Genomic DNA, 14,424 nt, shown 5'->3' with positions numbered 1-14,424 from the left:
CGCTACTTGCTCATGGCTGCCCAAGCGCCCACATACAGGCTTCCACTCATCGCTCTTCTAAGTTATTCATTTACATTCATTTAAGCATAAGCCTATGCAAATCGTCAACGAAAAATTAGATCAAATTCACTAACGTTTTGTAAATTTCGACATTATCTAACAATATTATCACATTCCAAGGACCCATCTCCGCCATCCAAGCCATGCAAACTTCTTCATTACTAAAAAGTCAAGTGATATTATTACCGAATATTTCCACAACATGCCATACGGCAAGGTTTAGCGTTCGTCATCATTCACAGAAGACAGGCAAGAAGAAACTAGTTCCAGTTCTTATTTCGATAGTTCTCATTGGACCCTCTCTCTTGAACAGATAGATTTGAATTCGCCTGAACCAAAAGAAGCCGCATACTGTTGCGGCTCCTCGCTTCCCCTTATAGACAGCGACCTGCTCGGCTTCCTTGTTTAATGGCCCCTTCCCCCGCGAAGGGGGATATCAAGGCGAAAATGATCAGCCGCTAAATAGGTCTGAGGATGAATCGACTGCGCCTCGCGCAAAAGCTCATCGGCAGCATGCTCCTGGTAACGGGAGCTGATATGGGTCATAATGAGCGTCCCCACGCCGGCTTGCTGTGCCGTACGAGCGGCATCCATCGCTGTGGAATGATCGTAGCGGATCGCCATCTCCTTGCGCGCCTCGGCGAAAGTCGCCTCATGGACCAGCAGATCAGCCTGACTGGCAAGCGCGACGGCATTATCGCAAGGCTGAGTGTCGCCCAGAATAGTGATGATACGTCCCGGCACAGGGGGACCCAGGAACTCGGAAGCGGCAATCTCCCGACCGTCTGCCAGCACGGCAGGCTGGCCTTTCTTGATACGCCCGTATTGCGGCCCCGCTTCCACCCCCAGCTCCCTGAGCCTATCGGTCAGCAGCTTCCCGGGCTGATCCTTCTCCGTAATGCGGAAGCCGAAGCTGGCGATCCGGTGCACCAGCGGAGCATATTCCACCCGTACCTGATTATCCTCAAACAGCAGGCCGCTGCTCTCTTCTTCCATTTCGACAATATGAGTTTCATATCCCAGATGCGAGTCGCTGATCCTCAGCGAAGTCTCAATAAATTCCCGGATGCCTCGGGGACCGTAAATCGTGAACGGCGTATCCCCCCCTTGGTAGGATCGGCTCGACATCAAGCCCGGCAAGCCGTAAATATGATCGCCATGAAGATGCGTGATAAACAGCTTCTCCAGCTTGCTGATTTTCACAGGGGCGCGAAGAATCTGATGCTGAGTCCCTTCCCCGCAGTCGAACATCCAGTATGCGTTCCGCTCGGCAAGCAGATTCAGCATAATGGAGGTCACATTGCGCTCCTTGGACGGCATTCCGGCCCCGGTTCCAAGAAAATAAATTTCCATCTCCATCCACCCCTCCTTCCACCGCTCTTGCGGCTTCCATACAGCGAAAGAGTGGAGCTTCATGCCCCACTCTTTCTAGTATAACCCAAATTCATTAAGCGTTAAAATAACGGGCCTGCGGATGAGCGAATACGATCGCCGAGACCGAAGCCTCCGGCTCCATCATGCTGCCCTCGGTCAATTCGACCCCGATATCCGACGGATTAAGCAGGGCAAACAGCTGCTGCTGATCGTCGAGATTCGGGCAAGCCGGGTAGCCGAACGAAAAGCGTTGGCCGCGGTATTTGGCTCCGAACCGTTCCTGCATCGTCATCTCCGCCGGGTCAGGGAATCCCCACTTATCCCGCATCAGCTGATGCACGCGTTCGGCCAGCCCTTCCGCCATCTCCAGCGCCGCAGCCTGAAGGGCATGAGAGCGAAGATAGTCGCCTTTATCCCGCCACAGCGTCGCAAGATCGCTAATGCCATGACCGGCAGTTACGACCAGGAAACCGACGTAGTCCATCTCTCCGCTGTCTACGGACTTCAGGTAGTCGGCAAGACAGAGGAAAGGTTCTTTTTCCTGCCGCGGGAACGTAAAGCTTTGCAGCACCTTGGTTTGATCCTGCGGATCGTACACAAGCACCTCGTTGCCGCGGGACTGCGCCGGGAAAAACCGATACATCCCGTGGGCTTGAATAATACCTTGGGCCTGGGCTTCGGCGAGAATGCCGTCTACGGTTTCCTTCAGCTGCAAAGCCTTGGGATCCTTTTCGGCCAGCAATTGATTGACTTTGCCTTTGAGCCCGAGATGATGACCAAGCAGCATCTGCATGTTGACGTAAGGGATCAGATGGCTAATCGGGAAATCGCGCAGTACATGGCGTTCCAGATCGGGCGGAACTTGTACCGGAAGCGTCCGGTCCACATCCGAGGTCCTCACGCGGGACAAAGCAGGCATAGCCTCTTCCTTGCGGCCCGCCTCCTTCACATCCGATTCGATGCTCTCGCGAAGCTCGCGGACTAGCTGCTGACGCTGCTGAGGGTCGCTCAGCTTGTTGGCGATATCCAGCCCGTCCATCGCATCCTTGGCGTACAGAACCATGCCGTCGTATTCGGGAGCGATGCGGGTTTTCGTAAATTTGCGGGTTAACGCCGCGCCGCCTACCAGGATCGGCACATCGATGCCGGCCGTTTTCAAATCCTGGGCGGTCACCACCATCTGCTGAGCGGATTTGACCAGCAGCCCTGACAGTCCGATCGCATCGGGCTTCTCCTTGCGGTAAGCTTCGATCAGCTGCTCCGGCGGCACCTTGATGCCCAGATTAATAATTTTGTACCCGTTGTTCGACAAGATGATCTCTACCAGGTTTTTGCCGATGTCATGAACGTCGCCCTTTACCGTAGCGAGAATGATCTTCCCTTTGACCGCGCTCTCGGACTTCTCCATGAACTGTTCCAGATAAGCGACAGACGCCTTCATTACTTCGGCGCTCTGCAGCACCTCCGCCACGATCAGCTCATTGTTGTTGAACAGCCTTCCGACTTCTTCCATGCCACGCATCAATGGTCCGTTGATAACTTCCAGCGGAGCATAGGTTTTCAGCGCTTCCTCCAGGTCGGGCAGCAAGCCGTCCTTTGTCCCCTCCACCACATAAGAGGCCAACCGCTCCTCCAGGGACAGGTTCGAAATCTTCTCTTTCTTCTCAACCTTTTTCGTTCGGAAATGCGCGACGAAATCAGCCAGCGTATCGTCGTTCGTGTTATAGATCAGATCCTCCGCAAGCTTGCGCTCCTCTTCAGGGATCGAAGCATACCGCTCCAGCTTCTCGGTGTTTACGATCGCATAATCAAGTCCCGCCTTGGTGCAATGGTACAAGTAGACGGCATTGAGCACCTCGCGTCCCGCGTCCGGCAAGCCGAAGGAAATATTGCTGAGACCGAGAATGGTTTTGCATTCCGGATATTTTTCCTTAATCAGCTTAATACCCTCGATCGTTTCGACGGCCGAACCGATGTACTGAGGATCGCCGGAGCCGACCGGGAACATATTCGGGTCGAAAATAATATCGTGCGGCTTCAAGCCGTACTTGTTCGTAAGCAAATCATACGCGCGAGTCGCCACCTCAAGCTTCGCCTGACGGGTGACTGCCTGCCCCCGTTCGTCGATCAAGATCATAACAACGGCAGCGCCGTATTTATGAATAAGCGGTACGATGCTTTCGAACTTGCTCTCTCCGTCTTCCAGGTTGATCGAATTAATGATCGCTTTACCCTGCGAATGCTTGAGACCCAGCTCTATGATATGATCGTAGGTCGAGTCGATCATGAGGGGTGCTTTGACTTTCTTCGTGACGAAGCTCAGGAAATTCTCCATCGCGTACGCTTCGTCAATATCCGTGTCCTGAAGGTTGATATCAATCACGTGGGCGCCGTTCTTAACCTGCCCCCTGGCGATCTCGGAGCCTTCCTCGAACTTGCCCTCTTTAATCAGCCGCTTGAATTTGCGCGAGCCGGAGATGTTCGTCCGCTCGCCGACCATGATCGGCCGGTTATCTTCCTCCAGATACACCGTCTCGATCCCGGATACGGCTGCCGGGTGCGAGCCCAGCTGCTGACGCGGCTTGTATGAGCTCAGCGTCTCGGCCATCGCCCGGATATGCTCAGGCGTCGTGCCGCAGCAGCCCCCGGCAATATTCAGCCATCCCTGATCGGCAAACCCGGCAATTTTTTTCGCAAGCGACTCCGGAGATTCATGATATTGCCCATTCTCATCAGGCAAGCCGGCATTCGGATAGCAGCTGACAGCCGTGCCTGCGATTTCGGACAACGTACGAATATGATCGCGCATGAATTCGGGGCCCGTCGCGCAGTTTAGTCCGATGGAGATCGGATCGAGATGTTCCAGCGAGATGTAGAACGATTCGATATTTTGACCCGCCAAAGTCGTTCCCATAGGCTCGATCGTACCGGAGATCATCAGCGGAAGCTTAGTGCCGCTTGCCTCGAAGGCATTCTTGATCCCGATGCTCCCGGCTTTTACGTTAAGCGTGTCCTGCGATGTTTCAAGCAGCAGTGCATCTACGCCCGCTTCAATCAAGGCCAGCGCCTGCTCGCAGTAACTATCGACGAGCTCCTCGAATGTCACGCCACCTGTAACCGACAAAGTTTTGGTCGTAGGGCCCATCGCCCCGATTACATAACGCGGCCATTCCGGCGTGCTGTATTTATTGGCAGCTGCGATTGCCAGCTTGGCTGCCGCCAGATTGATTTCTCTGGCTTTATCCTGGATATCGTATTCGGCGAGCACCACACTCGTCGCGCCGAATGTATTGGTCTCGACCATATCGGCTCCCGCGGCAAAATACTGCTCATGGATACGCTGAATCACATCCGGCCTAGTCAGCACGAGCATTTCGTTACAGCCGTCCAGCTCTTCTCCGCCGAAGTCCTCTTCGGTCAGATCCTCCTGCTGGATCATCGTGCCCATCGCACCGTCCAATATCATGATTTTACGTTTAAGCTGTTCCTTCAAACTCAACTTTGCCATATTTCCAGCCTTCCCTTCTTTACCGTGCCGGTCGTCAGCTGCCGTTCAACCCTTGGCAGAACGAAATCGCTCCCTCCGCGAAGCGAACGATTTCTTATCATATATTTCGGATATTAAACTTTAGTGTAGCAGAAACATGACATGAAGAAAAGAAACTCAGATAAAAAACACATATTTTTCATAAATCCTATCGGTTTGGTTAGTTATTGTAGATCGACAGACGCGCTCGCGTCTACTATAATACGTAATAGAAGTCATTATTCCATTTAGAAAGAGGGCTACCCCATGGCAGAGATCCGAATCCGCAATACCGATGAACGCATCCGGGGCGAAGAAAACGTTCGCGCTTTTCTAGAAAATCAAGAAGTGTTGTATGAACACTGGAATCCCGGCAAGCTTCCCGCCGAGCTACAGGAGAAATTTACGCTGACAGATGAGGAAAAAGCACAGATCCTCTCCACCTTCGACACGGAAATTCGTGATCTGGCTGGCCGCCGCGGCTATCAGACCTGGGATTTGATCGCCTTGTCCGAGGCTACGCCAAATCTTGATGAGCTGCTAAAAAAATTCGAGCAAGTGCATACTCATACCGAAGACGAAGTTCGCGCCATAACGGCGGGACGCGGCATTTTTATTATCAAAGGCACGGACGATGTCGGATATTTCGATGTGGAGCTTGAAGCCGGCGATGTGATCTCCGTACCGGAGCATAAGCCACACTTCTTTACTCTGATGGATAACCGCCAGATCGTTGCCGTGCGTCTGTTCATCGAAACAGAGGGCTGGATCGCGCATCCGTATGAAGACGCCTCGTTCCAGAAGGCTTAATATCAAAGCATCTACAAAAACAACCCGGCTGCGATGCCGGGTTGTTTGCATATCTAAACGAAAAAGCGGCTCCGCATATAGCGAACACCGCTCGTATCCAATACATTTTCTTATAGGGAGGCCAGAATCGGTTCTATCTCACGAAGAGAACGGATTTGATGGACAGGTTTGTTATCCCCCGTAAGCTCAAGCTCATGACGATTAATCCACATATTGCGCATCCCTACAGCGTTCGACCCCATAATATCTGTGGTCAGCTTGTCGCCAATCATAACGCCTTCCTCCGGCGTAATCTGCAGCAATTCCATCGCATGATGGAAAATAGATGCGGCAGGCTTGCCTTCGCCGAACTCTCCCGATATCACGATATGATCGAAATAAGGAGCTAGCTGAGCCACGCCGGCGAGCTTCTCCTTCTGCAGATCGGGAGAACCGTTGGTCAACAGCAGCAGCTTGTACTTGCTCTTCAATTGGTCCAGCACCTCAAATGTCTCCTCATACACAATCGGGCGCCTTCTGCGTTCAGCCGGAAACTGTTCGGCCAGCTTGGCTCCCAGCTCCGCATCTTCAATCCCCAACGCTTTTAAGCCGCGCGTCCAAGACTCCTTGCGATAACCCGGCGCAAGTGCCTCCAGCTTACGGAACTCTTGCTGATGCCCTTGGGTGAAATTCGCCCAAAGACCTTCAAACGGATTAATCCCGATCATTTTGGTAAACGGGAATGTCTCGAATGTCTCATAGAGACTTCTCGCTTCCCGACGCACTTCTTCCTCCAGGCGCGCTGGGTCCAAATCATAATACCGGGCAGCTTCCTGACAAGTTGCCTCGAAAGCCTCTTTCACGCTGCGGTCATCCCACAGCAGCGTATCGTCCAGGTCAAACAAAACCGCCTTGATGGTCATCGTTAAGTTCCTCTTTCTCCCCTAATCTAATTAAATCGATAAATGACATGCCTTTTATACAGTCTGCTTGAACTCCACATTATTTTTGGAGGCAAACTCGGCCAGCTTTTCTGTCATCGCTTCGATAGGCATCCTGTGAAATGTTTTGGAGAAGCCCCAGCGATTGCCTTTGGGCCTTATAGTGACAATAACAGTGTCCTTCGTAATCGTAATATCCTGGATCTTCGAAGCTTCCACGACCCGGTCCCCACCGAACCGTCTCGAAGTCAGGGAAGTTTTGCCGACCTTCAGCAGCGGTCGTCTAGCCCAATACATCAGCAGTGCCAGCACGATATAGCTTGAGCCAGTCACCCAATACATCGACTCCTGACCCGGCATCCTCCGGAAAACGACAAAACAAAATATCCCGATAACGATCAATAATAAGGGAAGCAGCCAGCTTCTCCCCTTAAAGGTAACCGAGCCGTCCGTCGCTTTTACAGCCGAGCTCGTACTTCCGCTTTGATTGCGCCGCGCAGCAACTTTGGAGTTTTTGCGCACCATGCGTTCCCACTTGCGAGATGACATCGTTCAATCCCCTTATGTATGTCTTATAGAAGGCTAATCTCGTGGTTACAGCTCACGACGAAATTTTTCGATAAAGCGATACGGATACTCGGACGGCAAAGCGCTTATCTGATCCAGTCGCTCCCACTGTGACTCCGACAGCTTCCAGCCTATAGCACCGATATTGTCGTCATATTGCTCCAACGTACGGGCGCCGAATATCGGAGCCGTAATCCCAGGCTTGTTAATCAGCCAATTCAACGCTACTTGGGCAGGGGTCTTGTCCACCTCTTTGGCCACTTCCAGAACCTCATCCAGGATACGGAAGTTTTTCTCCGTATTGCGCAGCTCCCAACGGCTTTCCCCGGCTTTGGACGACAGTCTGCCTTCGCTCGGCTCCTGACCGCGTTTGTAACGTCCCGTCAGGAAACCTCCGCCAAGCGGGGCCCATGGTATGACGCCGACATTCTCCTCCAGACTTACTGGCAAAACCTCGCGATCCATCTCGCGGCTGACTAAGCTGTACTGCGGCTGAATGGAAATAAACCGCGCATAGCGGTTATAATCGCTGACAGCCAAGGACTTCATCAATTGGTAGCCTAGAAAATTCGAACATCCGATGTAGCGAACTTTTCCGCTGGCCACCAAGTCGTCCAATGTCCTGAGCGTTTCCTCGATCGGAGTCAAGTGATCCCAGACATGCACTTGATAAAGGTCAATATAATCCGTCTGCAGGCGTCGCAGACTGTCTTCCACACCGTCCATAATATGCTTGCGCGACAAGCCCCGTTGATTGACGCCCGAGCCAGTAGCCATTCTCACCTTCGTGGCCAATACCACATCGGAGCGGCGGCTGCGAATCGCTTTGCCGACAATCTCCTCGGACTTTCCCGAGACATACACGTTCGCTGTATCGATAAAGTTACCGCCACGTTCCAGAAAACGGTCAATCATCTCAATAGAGTCGCTTTCGTTGGTGGCAGCGCCAAAAGTCATCGTACCTAAGCACAGCTCTGACACGACCAGACCGCTTTTACCCAGAACGCGATAATTCATTCAAACCCCTCCTATCTCTTCTCCTCATCTTCATCAATAAATTTGATGTTGTCAAGCTGAGTCCGCAAGGAAGCTTTGAACGAATTGATATACTTGGTGCGCAGCTGATTCCGCTCTTCGATTTCAGCCTCGGACAGTCCCTCGGCTTTCGCCTTGCGGGCCAGCTCATTAATTCTTTTTACGGTTTCGTCATGTTCGGATTCCTGCATGCCGGTCCTCCCTGTATCATCATCTGCCTAAGCGAGAGATTGCTCGTGAGTATTCACGCCAAACTCGCTCCACTAGCTCAAATTATACTTTGACATTGCGGGCATGCATTGTCAAGAGAAGCCGTTACCGAACAAGGGTCCTGCTTTAGCCCGCTAAGGCAGAAGCAGCTTCTGGCCGGAACGCAGCGAAGACTCTTTCAATCCGTTCAACTTCTTAATCTTATATATGTATTCTTTAATGGTCTCGTCCGAAGATTTATAAACGGCTGCGATCGTCCACAGAGATTCACCGCTGCTGACAACAATGGCGGGATGATTTACAGGCTGCATGTCGGCTGCATAAACATCGGAATCTCCGGCAAACAGCATAATCGCGCCGCTGCCTACTAGAAGTGCGACAAGAACCGCAGCAATCACGACAAGGCGCCCCGCATGTCCGTTAGATCTATGAGCTGCCCGGCTGCCGGCAGCGGAACGCGCCTCCGAATGAAATGGAATCGTTTGTATCATGTCCATGTCCCCCAAACGTTTGTTCTGTTCTTGTTCTTAAATTAACACGAACAAACGTTTGTGTCAACGTATTTTCGAACTTATGTTTGTACGAACGGCTATTCTATGTTATACTTCGTTTTAATAATTCCCTATAATTGGAGTGATACCATGAGCAAGATTTCCTCACGGCAGCAGGCCATTCTTAATTTTATTAAAACCGAGGTCAAAGATAAGGGGTACCCTCCATCCGTTCGCGAAATTGGCGAAGCCGTGGGACTGGCATCCAGCTCGACCGTTCACGGACATCTGGAGAGACTGGAGAAGAAGGGCTTGATCAGACGCGACCCGACCAAGCCTCGCGCTATCGAGATTTTGGACGGCTCCGAGGGGGACAATGCCTACGCGGTGGCCGTTGCCCACGTGCCTCTCATCGGGCGGGTAACTGCCGGCGTGCCGATTACGGCGACCGAGAACATCGAGGACTACTTCCCATTGCCAAGCCATTTTGTCGGAGATAACAATGTCTTCATGTTAAGCGTCATCGGCGAGAGCATGATCGATGCCGGCATTCACAACGGCGACTATGTGATCGTCCGCCAGCAGCAAACCGCCAACAACGGCGAGATCGTCGTTGCCATGACCGAAGAAGACGAAGCTACGGTCAAAACCTTTTACAAAGAAAGAGATCATATCCGCCTTCAGCCCGAAAATCCGACGATGGAGCCTCTGCGCCTGACGAATGTATCCATACTCGGCAAGGTCATCGGCGTTTTCCGCAATATCCATTAATCCCTTTATAACACAAAACCCCTTCGGCTCCTCCGACCGGCATACGTCCGGCGAGGAACCAAAGGGGTTTTGTGTTGTTCGCAGCTCCATCGAAAAGAAAACGGGCATCCCGGAATCCGGACGCCCGTCGATCGGCCTATTTTTAATACAAGCTCATATATTGATCGCGTTCCCAGGCATGGACCTGCGTGCGATAAATATCCCACTCGATTTCTTTCAGTTCCACGAAGTGAGCCAGCGCATGCTCGCCGAGCGCATCGCAGATTACATCGTCGCGCAGCAGCTCGTCCAGCGCCTGCTTCAAACTTTCGGGCAAGCTTGGAATGCCTTGCTCTTCGCGCTCTTCCTCGGACATGACATAGATGTTGCGGTCCGTAGGAGGAGGAAGCTGCATATTGTTCTTAATGCCATCCAAACCGGCCTTCAGCATTACGGCAAGGGCCAGATACGGGTTGGCCGCCGGGTCCGGATTGCGAACCTCGACGCGCGTACTCAGCCCGCGGGAAGCCGGAATCCGAATCATCGGGCTGCGGTTGCTGGCCGACCAGGCTACGTAACAAGGAGCCTCATAGCCCGGAACAAGACGCTTGTACGAATTGACCGTAGGATTCGTAATCGCTGTAAAAGCGCGCGCATGACGCAGAATGCCTGCCATGTATTGACGGGCAACCTTGCTCAGGCCGAGCTTGTCGCTTTCATCGTAGAAAACATTTTCATTACCGCTGAACAGCGATTGGTGCGCATGCATCCCGGAGCCGTTGACGCCGAATAGCGGCTTGGGCATAAAGGTAGCGTGCAAGCCATGCTGGCGTGCGACGGTTTTTACGACAAGCTTGAACGTTTGAATCTGGTCTGCGGCCTTAATGGCATCTGCGTATTTAAAATCGATCTCATGCTGGCCCGGTGCGACTTCATGATGGGAAGCCTCGATCTCAAAGCCCATCTCTTCGAGCGTAAGCACGATCTCGCGGCGGCAGTTCTCGCCAAGGTCGGTAGGCGCAAGGTCGAAATAACCGCCCTGGTCGTTCAGCTCCAGGGTAGGATTGCCTTTCTCGTCCGTTTTGAACAGGAAAAACTCCGGCTCCGGCCCTACGTTCATCGCCGTGTAGCCCATTTCTTCCGCTTCCTTAAGCGCCGCCTTCAGAATACCGCGCGGGTCGCCTGGGAACGGGCGTCCGTCCGGCAAGTAAATATCGCAGATCAATCTGGCTACGCGGTCTTCCGCTACCCAAGGGAAAATAACCCAGGTGTTCAGATCAGGGTACAGGTACATATCGGATTCTTCAATCCGCACATAACCTTCGATGGAGGAGCCGTCAAACATCATTTTATTATCCAAAGCTTTCTCAAGCTGGCTTACGGGAATTTCAACATTTTTGATCGTGCCGAGCAAATCGGTAAATTGCAAGCGGATAAAGCGAACGTTCTGTTCCTTGGCAATACGTAAAATATCGTCTTTTGTATAAGTTCTTTCTGTCACAGTCTATTCTCCTCCTTAAGCTGCATGCCTTATGCGGCCGATCCGATGCCGCCTTTGCAAGCGGCGCCGGTGCTTCCCAGTTGGTCCTTACTTTCTAAAAAAGCGCGACAGCTCGCCCTGAATCAACGACACATGATTCGGCCGTTTTCCCCCGCCCATCAGCTGCTGCTTGAGCATCTTATGGAGCTGGGAGTCCGTAAGCTCGCGCCGCTTGACTTCGGATTGCTCGCTGACCACCGTCGCATCCTCCGAATCCTTGTCGACCGGCAGCAGCACCTGCTTGATCCCGGCGATATTGACGCCTTTCTCGATCAAGTCCTTGATCTCAAGCAAACGCTCCACATCGTTGAATGAATACAAGCGCTGATTGCCGCCGGTTCTTGCTGGTATGACCAATTCATGCTGCTCGTAATACCGGATTTGTCTGGCTGTCAGATCTGTCAGCTTCATCACGATACCGATAGGAAAAAGGGCCATATTTCTGCGGATATCATCACCCATAACTATCACCCCTAACACAGGAAAAACCTTACTTCCATTGTAGCTTTGAAGACAAAAAGTGTCAAGTCATGTTAGGTTATCTCAAAAATGTAAGCTATGATTACAATAAATTGCGGTCCTTCATATTTTGTAAAGCGGTGAGTACGCCAAGCTTACAGTGCGAATAAGTGAGCCCGCCCTGCATGTAAGCGATATAAGGTTCGCGAATAGGCGCATCGGCCGACAGCTCCAAGCTGCCTCCCTGGATAAATGTCCCTGCCGCCATAATGACCGGGTGCTCGTACCCCGGCATGTCCCACGGCTCAGGCACCACATGCGAATCGACCGCCGCCGCCTGCTGTATCCCTTGCACGAATGCAATCAGATGCTCCGGTCCGGTAAAACGGATCGCCTGGATCAGATCTGTCCGCGGATCGCTCCATTTCGGATGCGTGACAAAGCCGAGCTCATCGAAGACGGCCGCCGCAAACACAGAGCCCTTCACGGCTTGTCCGACCAGATGGGGAGCCAGGAACAAGCCCTGGAACATCGCGCGCAAGGTTCCCAGCATGGCTCCTACCTCGCCGCCGATGCCGGGAGCCGTCAGCCGGTAGGAAGCCAGCTCGACGAGCTCGCGCTTCCCGGCGATGTAGCCTCCCGTAGAAGCAATCCCTCCGCCCGGATTTTTGATCAGCGAGCCCGCGATCAGATCGGCTCCTACTTCCGATGGCTCCTGCAATTCCGTAAACTCACCATAGCAATTATCGACGAAAACGATCACATCAGACTTCACTTCTTTGACAAACCGCACCATCTCCGCAATTTGTCCGACCGTAAAAGAAGCCCGCCACGAGTAACCGCGCGAGCGTTGTATGCCGATCACCTTGGTCTTCGGGGAGATGCGTCTGGCAATTTCCTCCCAGTCGGGGCTGCCGTCCTCGCGCAGGCATACTTCCCCGTAGCCGATGCCCCAGTCCTGGAGCGAGCCTTGGCCGTCTCCCGGCTTGCCGATGACCTTGTGCAAGGTATCATACGGCCGGCCCGTTATCATCAGCAGCTCGTCCCCCGGACGCAGCACGCCGAACAAGGCGGTCCCTATCGTATGCGTTCCCGAGACGAAATGCGGACGCACAAGCGCCGCCTCCGCCCCGAAAACATCCGCGTACACGAGATCAAGCACTTCGCGTCCGCGGTCATTGTATCCGTACCCGGTAGAACCTGCAAAATGATAATCGCTTACTTTATGCTTCTGAAAAGCGCCGATCACTTTCCATTGATTGCGGTCGACCGTCCGGTCGATATCCTTCAGCTTCCCATCGGTAACCTGCTCCGCCCGTTCCATCCAGGCAAGCACCTGCTCATTAAACATACTCCGTCGTCTCTCCCTCATGATCCCCATGCGCCTGCCGCGCCGAATCGTAAGCAGCAAGCAAGTAGCCCAGTTTGTTGTATTCCTTCGTGTTTACTCTAACCTTGAACAACATCTCTTCCCCAACCATTTCGTTCTCCAGCACCTCGCCTACCCGGTACACCAGCGAGATTACATCGCCCTTATCGGCCGGAATGCGGAACAGCCGACTGCCTCCCATCAGATGCTTCTCCAATGCCTCCAGCACACGGCCAAGATCCGATTCCACATAGGCCGATATCCGCAGAAACTCCCCTCCGGTCGTCAGCATCTCGCGCTGTTCCGGCGTGCACAGATCGGTTTTGTTAAACAACGTGATCCGGTCTTTGCCATGAGCGCCCAGCTCCTCCAATACCTCGTCAACCACCCGCATCTGTACGGCCATCATATCCGTGGAGCTATCGACGACATGCAAAATCAGATCGGCTTCATTAACCTCTTCGAGCGTGGCCCGGAAGGCCGCGACCAGATCATGCGGAAGGTTCTGGATGAACCCGACCGTGTCGGTCAGGACGATCTCCAGTCCGCCGGGCAGCTTGAGAGCTCTGGAAGTCGGGTCGAGGGTGGCGAACAGTTGGTTTTCTATATACACATCGGCTTGCGTAAGCTGGCGGAGAAGCGTTGACTTGCCAGCATTCGTGTAGCCGACCAGCGCCACTTGATAGACGCCTGTCTTCTTCCGGCGTTCCCGGTGCAGCACGCGATGACGGACGACCTCCTGCAGCTGCCGCTTAAGCTCGCTGATCCGTCCGCGGATATGTCTGCGGTCGGTCTCCAGCTTCGACTCCCCCGGCCCCCGAGTCCCGATCCCGCCGCCCAGCCGGGATAAATTTTTGCCATGTCCGGACAACCGCGGAAGCAGGTAGCTGAGCTGGGCCAGCTCGACCTGTATGATGCCCTCGCGCGTCTTCGCCCTGCCGGCGAAAATATCCAGGATAAGCTGGGTGCGGTCAATGATCTTCACATCCAGAAACTGCTCCAGGTTCCGCACTTGGGCTCCTGACAGCTCCTGATCGAATATGGCGGTGTTCGCTCCCGACTCCTCTAACAGCTGCTTCAGTTCAGCCGCTTTGCCCTTGCCGATGAACCATTTGGAATCCGCATACTCCTTATTTTGCGACAGCGTGCCAAGCACCACGACGCCGGCAGTCTCGGCGAGCCGAACAAGCTCGGCGAGCGAGTAGTCGGGATCATAGTATTCTTCCCGCTTGAGCGATTGGGTAACCAAGCTGACCAGGACAGCTCGGGCCTGATTGTCCGGCGTTACCTCATGAACGGTAGGTTTCATACGA

At 53.3% G+C, this 14,424-nt stretch carries 13 protein-coding genes; 2 read left to right on the top strand and 11 right to left on the bottom strand.

Translation table 11 applies throughout. From position 1 onward, the window contains the following. Positions 1 to 465 precede the first annotated feature (465 nt). Positions 466 to 1,413 carry a ribonuclease Z gene (gene rnz / locus BLR08_RS05440; RefSeq protein WP_072327788.1) on the bottom strand — a complete coding sequence of 316 codons (948 nt, stop codon included), beginning with the start codon at positions 1,411 to 1,413 and terminating at the stop codon, positions 466 to 468. Positions 1,414 to 1,507: 94 nt separating this feature from the next. Beyond that, positions 1,508 to 4,942, bottom strand: coding sequence for a methionine synthase (gene metH / locus BLR08_RS05435; protein WP_072327517.1), 3,435 nt, complete (start codon positions 4,940 to 4,942; stop codon positions 1,508 to 1,510). 285 nt (positions 4,943 to 5,227) lie between these two features. Here metH and BLR08_RS05430 point away from each other — a divergent pair, with 285 nt between their 5' ends. Continuing rightward, positions 5,228 to 5,770: a 1,2-dihydroxy-3-keto-5-methylthiopentene dioxygenase gene (locus tag BLR08_RS05430; RefSeq protein WP_072327518.1), complete on the top strand. Its 543-nt coding sequence runs from the start codon at positions 5,228 to 5,230 to the stop codon at positions 5,768 to 5,770. A 110-nt stretch (positions 5,771 to 5,880) separates the two neighbouring features. On the opposite strand, the gene BLR08_RS05425 is transcribed toward BLR08_RS05430, so the two are convergent. The 5 genes from BLR08_RS05425 to BLR08_RS31570 all read right to left on the bottom strand — a co-directional run bounded on the left by BLR08_RS05425 (position 5,881) and on the right by BLR08_RS31570 (position 8,993). Continuing rightward, on the bottom strand, positions 5,881 to 6,672 hold the full coding sequence (locus BLR08_RS05425; protein ID WP_072327519.1) for an HAD family hydrolase: 792 nt from the start codon (positions 6,670 to 6,672) through the stop codon (positions 5,881 to 5,883). Positions 6,673 to 6,726: 54 nt separating this feature from the next. Continuing rightward, positions 6,727 to 7,239: a hypothetical protein gene (locus tag BLR08_RS05420; RefSeq protein ID WP_083536572.1), complete on the bottom strand. Its 513-nt coding sequence runs from the start codon at positions 7,237 to 7,239 to the stop codon at positions 6,727 to 6,729. Between the two features lie 45 nt (positions 7,240 to 7,284). Then, on the bottom strand, positions 7,285 to 8,274 hold the full coding sequence (locus tag BLR08_RS05415) for an aldo/keto reductase (protein WP_072327520.1): 990 nt from the start codon (positions 8,272 to 8,274) through the stop codon (positions 7,285 to 7,287). A gap of 11 nt (positions 8,275 to 8,285) precedes the next feature. After that, the gene (locus tag BLR08_RS05410; protein WP_072327521.1) at positions 8,286 to 8,483 is read right to left on the bottom strand and encodes a DUF896 domain-containing protein; all 198 of its coding nucleotides are present in this window, start codon (positions 8,481 to 8,483) and stop codon (positions 8,286 to 8,288) included. Positions 8,484 to 8,636: 153 nt separating this feature from the next. Further along, positions 8,637 to 8,993: a LysM peptidoglycan-binding domain-containing protein gene (locus tag BLR08_RS31570; RefSeq protein ID WP_256257339.1), complete on the bottom strand. Its 357-nt coding sequence runs from the start codon at positions 8,991 to 8,993 to the stop codon at positions 8,637 to 8,639. A 150-nt stretch (positions 8,994 to 9,143) separates the two neighbouring features. Between BLR08_RS31570 and lexA the strand changes: the two genes are divergently transcribed. After that, on the top strand, positions 9,144 to 9,764 hold the full coding sequence (gene lexA, locus BLR08_RS05400) for a transcriptional repressor LexA (protein WP_072327522.1): 621 nt from the start codon (positions 9,144 to 9,146) through the stop codon (positions 9,762 to 9,764). A gap of 142 nt (positions 9,765 to 9,906) precedes the next feature. Here lexA and glnA read toward each other — a convergent pair whose 3' ends face one another. The 4 genes from glnA to hflX form a co-directional block, all read right to left on the bottom strand. Continuing rightward, positions 9,907 to 11,244, bottom strand: coding sequence for a type I glutamate--ammonia ligase (gene glnA, locus BLR08_RS05395; RefSeq protein WP_072327523.1), 1,338 nt, complete (start codon positions 11,242 to 11,244; stop codon positions 9,907 to 9,909). Between the two features lie 87 nt (positions 11,245 to 11,331). After that, complete coding sequence (locus BLR08_RS05390; RefSeq protein ID WP_072327524.1) at positions 11,332 to 11,745, bottom strand: MerR family transcriptional regulator; 414 nt, start codon at positions 11,743 to 11,745, stop codon at positions 11,332 to 11,334. 100 nt (positions 11,746 to 11,845) lie between these two features. Further along, positions 11,846 to 13,093 (bottom strand): methionine gamma-lyase family protein, encoded by a 1,248-nt coding sequence (locus BLR08_RS05385; protein ID WP_072327525.1) that lies wholly within the window; start codon positions 13,091 to 13,093, stop codon positions 11,846 to 11,848. After that, a complete protein-coding gene (gene hflX, locus BLR08_RS05380) occupies positions 13,086 to 14,420 on the bottom strand; it encodes a GTPase HflX (protein ID WP_072327526.1) in 1,335 nt (444 codons plus the stop codon). Before hflX ends, BLR08_RS05385 begins: the two co-directional genes overlap by 8 nt. Between the last annotated feature and the right edge of the window lie 4 nt (positions 14,421 to 14,424).

This window comes from Paenibacillus sp. cl123 (assembly GCF_900101595.1).
Classification (GTDB): domain Bacteria; phylum Bacillota; class Bacilli; order Paenibacillales; family NBRC-103111; genus Paenibacillus_G.
The sequence above is the reverse complement of the archived record's forward strand: the minus strand, read 5'-3'. Positions and strand labels throughout refer to the sequence as shown.